The organism is Arthrobacter sp. MYb224 (genome assembly GCF_002975455.1).
GTDB lineage: Bacteria > Actinomycetota > Actinomycetes > Actinomycetales > Micrococcaceae > Glutamicibacter.
Genome location: NZ_PCPU01000011.1, coordinates 110,923 through 121,698, shown reverse-complemented (window position 1 = coordinate 121,698; position 10,776 = coordinate 110,923). Strand labels below are relative to the sequence as shown.

11 protein-coding genes are annotated in these 10,776 nt (G+C 61.7%); 2 read left to right on the top strand and 9 right to left on the bottom strand.

Going from position 1 to position 10,776, the window contains the following annotated elements; translation table 11 throughout:
* The 9 genes from CQ017_RS17960 to CQ017_RS16535 all read right to left on the bottom strand — a co-directional run.
* On the bottom strand, positions 1 to 2,057 hold a 2,057-nt coding region (locus tag CQ017_RS17960), incomplete at its 3' end, for a S1 family peptidase (RefSeq protein WP_146112522.1).
* Positions 2,058 to 2,457: 400 nt separating this feature from the next.
* Complete coding sequence (gene lepB / locus CQ017_RS16570; RefSeq protein ID WP_105554630.1) at positions 2,458 to 3,105, bottom strand: signal peptidase I; 648 nt, start codon at positions 3,103 to 3,105, stop codon at positions 2,458 to 2,460.
* 13 nt (positions 3,106 to 3,118) lie between these two features.
* Complete coding sequence (rplS, locus tag CQ017_RS16565) at positions 3,119 to 3,478, bottom strand: 50S ribosomal protein L19 (protein WP_105554629.1); 360 nt, start codon at positions 3,476 to 3,478, stop codon at positions 3,119 to 3,121.
* A 235-nt stretch (positions 3,479 to 3,713) separates the two neighbouring features.
* Positions 3,714 to 4,523: a tRNA (guanosine(37)-N1)-methyltransferase TrmD gene (trmD, locus tag CQ017_RS16560; protein ID WP_105554628.1), complete on the bottom strand. Its 810-nt coding sequence runs from the start codon at positions 4,521 to 4,523 to the stop codon at positions 3,714 to 3,716.
* 5 nt (positions 4,524 to 4,528) lie between these two features.
* The gene (gene rimM, locus CQ017_RS16555) at positions 4,529 to 5,059 is read right to left on the bottom strand and encodes a ribosome maturation factor RimM (RefSeq protein ID WP_105554627.1); all 531 of its coding nucleotides are present in this window, start codon (positions 5,057 to 5,059) and stop codon (positions 4,529 to 4,531) included.
* Between the two features lie 155 nt (positions 5,060 to 5,214).
* Positions 5,215 to 5,454: an RNA-binding protein gene (locus tag CQ017_RS16550; protein ID WP_105554626.1), complete on the bottom strand. Its 240-nt coding sequence runs from the start codon at positions 5,452 to 5,454 to the stop codon at positions 5,215 to 5,217.
* A gap of 2 nt (positions 5,455 to 5,456) precedes the next feature.
* Positions 5,457 to 5,867 (bottom strand): 30S ribosomal protein S16, encoded by a 411-nt coding sequence (gene rpsP, locus CQ017_RS16545; RefSeq protein WP_105554625.1) that lies wholly within the window; start codon positions 5,865 to 5,867, stop codon positions 5,457 to 5,459.
* Between the two features lie 214 nt (positions 5,868 to 6,081).
* A complete protein-coding gene (locus CQ017_RS16540; protein ID WP_105554624.1) occupies positions 6,082 to 7,701 on the bottom strand; it encodes an HNH endonuclease signature motif containing protein in 1,620 nt (539 codons plus the stop codon).
* Positions 7,702 to 7,771: 70 nt separating this feature from the next.
* Positions 7,772 to 9,295, bottom strand: coding sequence for a SulP family inorganic anion transporter (locus CQ017_RS16535; RefSeq protein ID WP_105554623.1), 1,524 nt, complete (start codon positions 9,293 to 9,295; stop codon positions 7,772 to 7,774).
* Positions 9,296 to 9,484: 189 nt separating this feature from the next.
* Between CQ017_RS16535 and CQ017_RS16530 the strand changes: the two genes are divergently transcribed.
* Entirely contained in the window at positions 9,485 to 9,880 is a 396-nt protein-coding gene (locus tag CQ017_RS16530) for a MerR family transcriptional regulator (protein WP_105554622.1), read from the top strand.
* A gap of 91 nt (positions 9,881 to 9,971) precedes the next feature.
* The gene (locus CQ017_RS16525; RefSeq protein WP_258133775.1) at positions 9,972 to 10,763 is read left to right on the top strand and encodes an acyltransferase; all 792 of its coding nucleotides are present in this window, start codon (positions 9,972 to 9,974) and stop codon (positions 10,761 to 10,763) included.
* The last annotated feature ends 13 nt before the right edge of the window (positions 10,764 to 10,776 follow it).

Genomic DNA, 10,776 nt, shown 5'->3' with positions numbered 1-10,776 from the left:
GGAGTAGCCGACTCGGTTGGCTCAGTTGGAGTAGCCGACTCGGTTGGCTCAGTTGGAGTAGCCGACTCGGTTGGCTCAGTTGGAGTAGCCGACTCGGTTGGCTCAGTTGGAGTAGCCGACTCGGTTGGCTCAGTTGTAGTAGCCGACTCGGTTGGCTCAGTTGGAGTAGCCGACTCGGTTGGCTCAGTTGGAGTAGCCGACTCGGTTGGCTCCTCAGTTGGAGTCGCGGTTGGCTCCTCAGTTGGAGTCGCGGTTGGCTCCTCGGTAGGAGTCGCGGTTGGCTCCTCGGTAGGAGTTGGGGTCGGCGTCGGAGTTGGCTCCGGAGCCGCAACGAGTACCGAACCGGTTGCATTGCCCGACTTGTTGTAGCCGTTCACTGCGGTCATGCGGAAATTGAACTCGCCTTCTTCTGCAGGTGCAACGAAGGTGAAGGTTCCATCTGACTTGACATCAGCGAGCTTGTATAGCTTGCCGTCAACAACGATACGAACCTGGGTGCCGGCCGAAGGGCCTTCGACAGTACCGGTGATGGTTGCGCCTGGCTTGACTTCAGCGCCAGCTGCTGGCGAGCTCTGAGCCGGGGTGTTTACAGCGAACTTGACGGTGTAGCCACCGGTGTAGTCCTTTGCCTTGACGTCAGCCAGCGAGGTGTAGAAAGCGAGATCGTCGGCGTTGTCTTCGATACCGTCTTCACCGCCGGAGTTTGCCGAGTTGATGCCAACAGCCTTGTTGCCAACGAGCACTGCTCCACCGGAGTCGCCCTGGTCCAGAATGCCCTGGTTAGGGTTCTCAGCGGTGTAGCCCCAGACGGCACGAATGTCATCATCGTAGCCGCCGACGAAGAACATGCCTTCGCCGAGAATGGTCGAGCAGCTCCAACCGGTGGTGCGACCCACCGAGCAAGCCTCGGAACCAACGGCAGCCTTCGAAACGCCGGTTACCTGGATAACCTTCGAACGCTCATCGGCGCCAGCTGGCCACTGCGTTACTTCGTTGTGCAGGGTCAGTTCAGGGTTGATGTCGTCAATGACTGCGATATCGGTACCTGGCTCGGCCTGATCCAGCTCATCCTGGGTCAGGTCCGGGGTGATCGGAACACCGTAGTTGTTCGGTCCACCGAACTGGCTGAACCCAAAGGTACCGAGCGCAGCGCTGATGCCTTCTACTTCATTTGGTGCGGTGTGTTCAACGACGAAGGTGTTCTTGAATGCGCCGTCTTCGGTGCAGTGCCCTGCGGTCAGTACTGCATCGGCGCCCTCTGGGTTCCAGGCGTTGAAGCCGATGGAGCAGAGGCCTTCAACATTGTCGCCGGTGCGCGCTGCGCCGTAGCCCATGCCACCGTAGATGTCGGTCAGGGCGCCAGGCTTTACCTCGCTACCCTCCACGAGCTTCACATTGGTTGCTTCTTCGGCGAACTCTTCCAAGGTCAGCAGTTCTTCTTCTGCTGCCTTGGTGGCCGTGGCCTTTGGCGTAGCCTTCTTCTCGATGCTGGCTGGCCCGCTTGCAACGATTTCGAACGGCTTACCGCTACCGGTATTCATGATGGCGGTCAGTCGAGTCATTTCGACTGGTGCAACATTGTCGCGAAGTTCGTCGTAGACGTCATTCACGTTGGAGATCTTGCCGACCTCAGCGTTGATCTTCAGGCTGACAGCCTTAGGAGCTGCGCTTGCGACTACAATTTCCTTGGCTTTCTTGGCATCTTTGGCGCCAACTTCAACCTCGGCCTTGCCGTCTTTGACGCTGGCCTTGACCTTTACGCCTTCGGCTTCAAGCTTCTTGGTGACCTCGGCAACGGTGTCGTTTGCCTTTGCGTCTTCAAGGTACTTCTCCGGCGACTTGTTCAAGTCGCGCTCGATAGCCTCGTCCAAGCCCTTGGTGTCTACTGCGACATCCGAGGCAGATGGCGTAACGCTCGGGCTCTGCGAAGGTGCCGGAGTGCTTTCAGCCTTATCGGCTGCGACTGCGGGAGCAATGAAGCTACCGCCAACCACCAGTGCGGTGGCTGCGGCAGCGACAATGCCGCGCTGCGCAGTCATGTTCTTTGGTTTTGGCATTAAAGCTTCTCCCAGTTAAGTGGTGCGATCGCTTGAAGGTCGCGACCCGGTCTGGGCGCACTTCAGAGCAGTGTGTTGTTACCAAATTGAAACAATATCGGCTTTACAGAGGGAGTTTCAAGGAGCGAGTCCAACAAACGGAGATATTCACTCGAACATTTACCCTTGTCATTCCACCGCCGAGGGATCTTCTTTTGAATCAATGCCGAACCAAGGAGATAGTTTAAGATTGCATTTCGGTTACTTACCGCTAGTCAACTAAGTGCGGGCTGAGAATTCGCAATGAATTCTCAGCGGTCTCGGAAAAGCTTGTATTTTCAAGCATTGGTTGCACGGGGGTATTCGCGCTGGGTGAAAAGTTTTTAAAGTTTTTCGACTGTTCGGGGATGTTGCGGGCTTATTACTCGATATCGGTGCGCTGATCCAGCGGCCAAACAATCTGCGTTGCCTTACCGACGACCCGATCGACACTGATCATACCGCCGCCACTTGATCCGAGCAGGGCCCTGGAGTCTTCAGACCTTGACCGGTGATCCCCCATAACCCACAATCGCCCCTCGGGGACGACCCCCATGAATTCTTGTTCGCTGGCCGCATCTCCTGCATATATATACGGCTCGTCTGTCGGCACACCGTTGATACTGAGCTTCCCATCCGAGCCGCAGCAGTCTACCGTGTCACCGCCAACGGCAATCACGCGTTTAATGTAGGTATTTTCGGTCCCGCTAAGGCGCAGCGCGCCGAGCAGGTCATCGGCGAAGGATGCGCGGGCGTATGGAAGAAATGAACCGCGGCCGTCGAAGACGATTACATCTCCGCGTTGCGGATCTGCGTGGGCATAGGCGCGACGGTCGACCATGACGCTTTGCCCGGGATTAAGCGTGCTCTGCATCGAGATGGACTCGATGCGGTAGACATCCAGCACCAGTGCGCGGATGAATAGGGTGGCGATAAGGCCACAGATGACGGCGAGAACAACGAAGCGCCAGACCCAAAACCAGGTCCGGCGCTTCGTGATTGCTCGCTCGGGGCTAGCAATCTCGTTCATCAGAGAACAGAGATTACTTCTTGCCGCCGAAGTCGCGCTTCTCGCGGATACGCGCAGCCTTGCCGTGACGATCGCGCATGTAGTAAAGCTTTGCACGACGCACGTCGCCCTTGGTCACTACCTCAATCTTGTCGATGATTGGGGAGTGAACTGGGAAGGTACGCTCAACACCGGTACCGAAGGAAACCTTACGCACGGTGAAGGTCTCGCCCAGGCCGGAACCGTGGCGACCAAGGACGTAGCCCTGGAAAACCTGAACACGCGAGTTCTTACCTTCGATGATGTTGACGTGAACCTTCAGGGTGTCACCCGGAGCGAAGGCTGGAACGTCGGAGCGCAGCGAAGCTGCATCTACTGAGTCAAGAATATGCATTGTGCATCCTCTAGGATCAATGCCACAGGTCACCGAATCCTCGTAGCGGAGCTCATCAACCGATAAGGCGATCTCTCCGAAACGTGTTACCACCGGCAGCCTGTCGCTGCCGATGCGGCGGTTTTTCCGTGTCCCTCATCCCCCTGTGGCAGGAGTAGGACAAAAACACACCAAGAAACAATTTTGCCATATTCTGCCTAGGGGCGCGAGTATGCGCACCCGGCTCGATGGTGATCTAGGACTCTTTAGCCCAGTCCAGTTCTGATTTTGCGATGATTTCTCCGTCGACAACGGCGAATCCAGAGTGCCAGAGAGCATCGCGATCCTTGCGGTTCAGCTTGCTCGCATCGAGCAGTTGGATGAGATCCGGACGTCGAGTGGCGGTACGGCGAATCTGTTCGTCGCGGCGGAAGCGGGCCACCCGTGCGTGGTTGCCGCCGAGCAATACCTCCGGCACCTCGCGGCCGCGCCAGGCGGCAGGCTTGGTGTAGACCGGGTATTCGAGCAGCACATCCGAGTGGGATTCTTCGACCAGGGATTCCGGGTTGCCGATCACTCCGGGGATGAGTCGGGCGATGGCCTCAACCATGACCATCACCGCTACTTCTCCCCCATTGAGCACATAGTCCCCGATGCTGACGGGGATGACGGTGAAGTTCTCGTGCGCGTATTCGATGACGCGCTCGTCGATTCCTTCGTAGCGTCCGCAGGCGAAGACCAGGTGCTCTTCTTCGGAGAGGTCATAGGCCATCTGCTGGTCGAAAACCGCTCCGGCCGGGGAAGGAACGATTAAGATTGGTTTGCGATCCGCCGGAGCCGAAGCACGCACGGTGTCCAGCGCCTGGCCCCATGGCTCGGGCATCATCACCATGCCGGCGCCGCCGCCGAAAGGGGTGTCGTCGACCTTGTGGTGGCGGTCGGTGGTGAAGTCACGCAGGTTGGTGACGTTCAAGTTGAGAATCCCGCCCTCGCGGGCGCGGCCGATCAGCGATAGATCCAGCGGTGCTAGGTACTCCGGGAAGATGGAGACTACGTCGATGCGCATAATTCTTACTTTTCTTCCTCGGAATCGTCCTGGTTCAGCTGCAGCAGCCCGGCTGGCGGGGTGATGGTCAGCGTGCCGGCTTCCAGATCAACGTCGGGGACAAATTCGTCCACGAACGGCAGGTAGATCTCCTCGCCATTGTTGTCCTCGAAGACCAGGAGGTCTTGGGCCGGGTTGGTGCGCAGCGCGGTGATCACGCCGACCTGCGTGCCTTCGTGCATCACCTTCAGGTCAACCAGCTCATGCTCGTACCATTCATCCGATTCGCTTTCTTCCTCGCCGGTGACCTCGATTTCGAGGCGTGCCTGGCGCAGGGTTTCTGCGGTGTTGCGGTCCTTGATTTCTTCGAAGGCGACTAAAAGAATGGTTTTGTTCCAGCGCGACTTGCTGACGGTCAAGGTTTTGACCGGACCGTCGATGACGTGGAGCACCTCGCCGGGTGCGAATCGTTCATCTGGGACGTCGGTGAGGACCTGAACGGTCACTTCGCCACGGATTCCGTGGGGCTTGCCGATACGTGCTACCTGCAATCGCATAATCTGGTGATCATTCTCCTTGGATTCACGGGACGGTGCCACGCGCTGTGGTGCCAAAAGCTGGCGGGTGAAACACGAGAAGGAGTTTCCGCCCTGTTGAGCGGAAACTCCTTCTGTGGTGAGATCAGCTTGCGCCTGACCTCAAAGTTGCTTGGCTAGCGGCTACGATCGGTGTCGATAACATCAACACGAATCGGCTCCTTAGCCAACGCTGCCATCACGGTACGCAGTGCCCGTGCGGTACGTCCCTGGCGACCGATCACACGACCGAGATCATCCGGGTGCACACGCACTTCGAGCAGGTCGCCGCGGCGGTTGGACTTCAGGGCAACCCTGACGTCTTCCGGTTCCTCGACTACCCCGCGAACCAAATGGTCCAGCGCATCGGCGAGCATGATTACTCGGCCTCGGTGGCTTCAGCTTCTGCCGGCTCGGCAGCTGGCTTCTCGGCCTTCTTGGTGATGGCCTCCTTGAGGATCACCGAACCCTTTTCAGGAGCAACGAATGCAGGCTTAGGCTCGGCAACCTGGTAGGTGCCTTCCTGGCCTTCGATGCCCTTGTGCTTCTGCCAGTCACCAGTGATGGTCAGCAGCTTGTGTACCTGCTCGGTTGGCTGGGCGCCAACGGAAAGCCAGTACAGTGCACGCTCGGAATCGATCTCGATGATCGATGGGTTCTCGGTTGGGTGGTACTTACCGATCTCCTCGATGGCACGGCCATCGCGCTTGGCGCGCGAGTCCATAACAACAACGCGGTAGAAAGGTGCGCGCATCTTACCGAAGCGCTTCAGACGAATCTTTACGGCCACTTTAGTGGTCTCCTGTTTCTCAACATGGGCGAGCCAAACGTTTCGCGCCTGTGGGGCAGGCCGTACTAGTTCAACTCTAAAAAAGGACAGGATCTATCACGGAGAGAGGGTCCACAATAAATCGAGTACCTTCCAATCATGCCAGAGACTCACAAGCGATACCAACTCAATCTTTGTGGGATGCGCTACTGAGCCGGCTACTCCCGGGCTCGAGTTAGGCGACGGCAGAGAAGTAGCTATTGCGCCGCGGTATTTGCGCCGGGTCCAGATACTTGGGCAGCACGATGTGCGGCAGGCCATCGACCATGACAATTCTAAGCAATCTTCGATGGATTGCCGTGTGGTGCTGCCGGCAGAGCACCGCGCAGTTTTCCACGCAGGTCTTGCCGCCGCGTTCCCACCAGTTGCAATGGTGGTATTCGAGCATTTCATGCGGGGCCGTGCATCCGGGGACGATGCAACCGCGGTCCCGGGCGAAGGCCGCTCGCTTGATCGGTTCCGGGAAGAGTCGCTGGGATCTGCCCACATCGAGCACCTGGCCGTTGCCGCCGAAGACGATCGGGATGATCTGGGCATCGCAGAGGAGCTGGCGAAGTTCGCCGGGCTCGAGTTCCACACCGTGCGCGGTCAGCCCCTTGGCCTGGGCCAGGTCTTCGAGGTTCTGCGCCTGCATATTCACCAGGATCTGCGGGGTAACGGTCTTGGCGCCCGGTGCCGATTGGGTCAGTGAGGCGAGCAGCGCGTTCAGGCGGCGCTGGGCCACCGTGACCTGGTCCGCTTCGGCCGCTCTGTCCGCGGCCCCTGTTGGTGCCTCCGGGCCGGGAGTGGGATTTCCGGCTGACTCGGGTGCGGAGGCTTCATCCTCCGCCGGGATCTGCGCCCACGTCGGGGCGGGCCGATCGCTGTCGAATAGCGTTTCGGGGGCCGGTTCGGGTGGGTTGGCGGAGCGCGCTGCTTGGCCGCTTCGGGTGCGCGGGTTGTCCGCCTGTCCGACAAATGAGCGGAATTGCTCGGCTTGGGCTCCCTTGACGCGCACCAGGTAGGTATCCACCCCGTTGCGGGTGCCGCGGCTGAAGAACCCGCATTCGGGCTCGGTGGCCTGCGCGTGGGCTTTGCGGTAGCCGGCCAGCAGGTCCGTGAACTTCTTTTCCCCGGTGGCGCGGTCTTCTTCGGTGAGCAGCTTGACCGCATGCGCCTGCATCGGCCGGCCGTCTCGGTGCGTTGCCACCGGGTCCAGTGGCGCGCCCTCGAAGCTGGTATCTGCCGGTTCCAGCTGCTCCAGGCTGCGGGCGGTTTTCGCGACGCGTCGTGGGTCCAGGCTTTCATGTTCGGAATGCAGTGTTGCGAGCTCTGCGAAGCGCGGCGACAGTGCGCTGCCGTCCATATTGCGCCGGGCCACCAGCAGGTGGGCGTCGTTGATCCGCCGGTCCGCCTCGTGGAAGTCCAGCCCGAGCCAGCCGGCGGTGAACCCGGCGGCATTCCGGTAGAGGGTGCGTCCGGATTCCTGGCGCGCCGCCCGGGAGTAGTCCGCCCGGTGTTCGCGGACCGCGCTCAGCTCTTCTTCGGCAAGCAGATGCGCGCCGGTTCCCTCGCAGTGGGCCGCCGCGCGAAGTTGCTCGCGCACGGCGTAGCGGAAGATGTTTTCGATGCACAGCGCGTGGGCGGCGGCCACGCGCGGGTCCGTTGATTCGCGCAGCCGCACCGAAAGCTTCTGCAGTACCTCCAGGCACAGCTCCATGACCTCGAGGAGCACGGCGATGGCGCCTTGCGGGATGCTCCCGGTCACGAATTCACGCAGTCCGGTCAGTCCGGCCGCTAGCTGGGAAATACTCATGCAGCCATCATCACGCCATTTCCGGCTGCGCCCCGCGGACGCCGACGGGCTGTGGAGAACCTCGGCCGGGTTAGTGCCCGCCGCCGAGCTTGCCGCCCAGGCGTTCGCGCATCTTCAGGCTCGCCGCGTTCAGCCCCTGGATCTGAACGGTCTTGCCGTACTTCTCGTACTTCGCGCCGATGGCGTCCAGCGCGGCGCTGGTGGAGGCGTCCCACAGGTGCGAATTGTGCATGTCGATGACCACGCGGTCCGGATCCTCGGCGTAGTCGAACTGGGTGTAGAGGTCGTTGGAGGAGGCGAAGAACAGCTCCCCGTTGACCTCGTACTTGGCGACCTGCACCCCGAAGTGCTCCTCCAGGCGGCGTTCGACGGTGACCAGGTGGGCCACCCGGTTGGCGAAGAGCACCATCGCGGTGAGCACCCCGACGCCCACGCCGATGGCCAGGTTGTGCGTGGCGACGGTGACCACGACGGTGGCCAGCATGACGGTGGTTTCGCTCTTGGGCATCATGCGCAGGGTGGCGGGCTTGATGCTGTGCCAGTCGAAGGTGGCCACCGAAACGAAGATCATCACGGCCACCAGCGCGGCCATCGGGATCAGCGCCACGATGTCGCCCAGGGCCACCACCAGGATCAGCAGGAACACCCCGGCGAGGAAGGTGGAGATGCGGGTGCGCGCCCCGGAGGCCTTCACGTTGATCATGGTCTGCCCGATCATCGCGCAGCCGCCCATGCCGCCGAAGAAGCCGGTGATGATATTCGCCGCGCCCTGCCCCCAGGACTCGCGGGTCTTGTTCGAGCGGGTGTCGGTGACGTCGTCCACCAGCTTGGCGGTCATCAAGGACTCGAGCAGGCCGACGAAGGCCATGGCCAGCGCGTAGGGGAAGAGCACCTGCAGGGTTTCGAGGTTCAGCGGCACATCGGGGAAGAACAGCGCCGGCAGGGATTCGGGCAGCTGACCCTTGTCCCCCACGGTGGGCACGGCCAGCGAGGCCAGCACGGTGATCAGCGTGAGCACCACGATTGCCACCAACGGGGCCGGGACGGCGGTGGTGAGCTTGGGCAGGCCGAAGACGATGAGCAGGCCCAGAGCCACCAGCGGGTAGACCAGCCAGGGCACTCCGAGCAGCTCGGGAACCTGGGAGAGGAAGATCAGGATGCCCAGGGCGTTGACGAAGCCGACCATCACCTGGCGCGGGATGAAGCGCATCAGCTTGGCCACGCCGAGCAGCGCGAGCAGCACCTGGAAGATGCCGGCCATGATCACCGCGGCGATGAAGTAGTCGATGCCATGGCTGGCCACCAGCGGCGCGATAACCAGCGCGATGGCGCCGGTGGCCGCGGAGATCATCGCCGGCCGCCCGCCGAGGAAGGCGATGGACACCGCCATGGTGAAGGAGGCGAAGAGCCCGAGGCGCGGATCCACCCCGGCGATGATGGAGAACGCGATGGCCTCGGGGACCAGCGCCAGGGCCACCACCAGCCCGGCGAGCACCTCGGTCTTGAGCAGCCGCGGGGATTTGAGCGTGCGCAGCACCGATTGGCGCTCTTCCGGCGTGGGAACCGGGGGTGCTGCCGTGGTTTTTGTCGCCATTACCGGCTCCGTTCGGGAAAGGGGGCGAGCGCGGTGGCACCGCGTTGCATAGAATCAGTGGGGTGTGCGCGGCTCTGGCCTCGGGCAGACCATGGCCGAGACCGGGAATGGCCCCGGCGGCGCAGCAACCGACTCAAACCTACCTTAACGTAAGGGTAGAGTTTAAATCCGAGGGATAAGGAGCATCACATGGACGAATCCACCCCGGCCCCGGCCGAGGCCGCACCGAGAATGCACATCGGGGACATCGCCGAGGCCACGGGCCTCTCCCAGCGCACCATCCGCCACTATGACGAGGTGGGCCTGCTTCCGGCCACCACGCGCAGCGAGGGCGGCTTCCGGATCTACACCCCCGCCGACCTGGCGCGCATGCTGGTCATCCGCTCGATGAAGCCGCTGGGCTTCACCCTGGAGGAGATGGGCTCGCTGCTGGACACCGTGGACACCCTGGCCGGAGATCCGCAGAACGCGCCCGCCCGCGCCCTGCTCGCGGACTACCTGCAGCGGGCCACCGAGAAGCGCAATAAGCTCGCGCTGAACCTCGAACGCGCCGATAAGTTCATCGAGGACCTGCGCGGCCGCTAGCCTGCACGCCAAGGGTGAGGCAGCTGGCAGTGCCCTGCGAATCAGCCGGGTTCCGGCCCGCCGGCCGGGTTGACCGCCTAGAGTCGTGAGCGTGATTGAACTTACCGCGCTCAGTAGCTACGAGGACGAGCTGGGCAACCGGATCGAGTCCCCCACCGTTTTCGAGAAGAACATAGCGATCAAGATCCGCGGGAAAAACAACCGCGTGCTGGTCGACCCGGACGCCAAGATCGGCCGGTTGGACCTGGTGTTCGACTGCGACAACGGGACGCTGCTCATCGGCCCCAGCAAGAAGAAGGGCTGGCAGCTGAACATCCGCATCGGGCAGGATGCCACGGTGCAGATCGGCCGCGACCTGACCACCACCGCCAAGGCCTTGGTCAGCGCGGTGGAGGGGGTGACCGTGCGCTTCGGCGATGATGTGATGATCGCCAGCGGAAACCAGTTCCGCGCCGATGACGGGCACCCGATCTTCGATGTGAAAACCGGCAAGCGGATCAACCCGGCCAAGGACATCACGGTCGGCAACCATGTCTGGATCGGCGCGCAGGCCGCGTTGCTGGCCGGCGCCAGCATCGGGGACGGCTCGGTGATCGGCTACCGCAGCCTGGTCACCGGCAAGATTCCGAACAATGTCATTGCCGCGGGCACCCCGGCGCGGGTGCTGCGCAAGAATATCGCCTGGGAGCGCCCGCACCTCTCCTTCCACAAGCCGCCCTATAAGCCCGATGCCTCCACTGTCACCAAGAGCGAGGCGTACTGGAACGACACCGTCGAAGCGCAGGAACACGCGGCGATCGCGATGCCGCAGGTGCAAAGCCAGCTGCCGAAAAACCTCATCCGGCGCGCCGCGGCGAAGCTGGGGCTCACCGGGAACGGCTAGGCGCGGCACAAGA

What these genes read in the sequence shown, in the direction of transcription:
- CQ017_RS16535 (WP_105554623.1), bottom strand. Translation starts at nt 9,295, where the DNA reads ATGGCGACAAAAACCACGGCAGCACCCCCGGTTCCCACGCCGGAAGAG.
- rimM (WP_105554627.1), bottom strand. Translation starts at nt 5,059, where the DNA reads ATGCGATTGCAGGTAGCACGTATCGGCAAGCCCCACGGAATCCGTGGC.
- rplS (WP_105554629.1), bottom strand. Translation starts at nt 3,478, where the DNA reads ATGCATATTCTTGACTCAGTAGATGCAGCTTCGCTGCGCTCCGACGTT.
- CQ017_RS16550 (WP_105554626.1), bottom strand. Translation starts at nt 5,454, where the DNA reads ATGCTCGCCGATGCGCTGGACCATTTGGTTCGCGGGGTAGTCGAGGAA.
- CQ017_RS16530 (WP_105554622.1), top strand. Translation starts at nt 9,485, where the DNA reads ATGGACGAATCCACCCCGGCCCCGGCCGAGGCCGCACCGAGAATGCAC.
- CQ017_RS16540 (WP_105554624.1), bottom strand. Translation starts at nt 7,701, where the DNA reads ATGAGTATTTCCCAGCTAGCGGCCGGACTGACCGGACTGCGTGAATTC.
- lepB (WP_105554630.1), bottom strand. Translation starts at nt 3,105, where the DNA reads ATGAACGAGATTGCTAGCCCCGAGCGAGCAATCACGAAGCGCCGGACC.
- trmD (WP_105554628.1), bottom strand. Translation starts at nt 4,523, where the DNA reads ATGCGCATCGACGTAGTCTCCATCTTCCCGGAGTACCTAGCACCGCTG.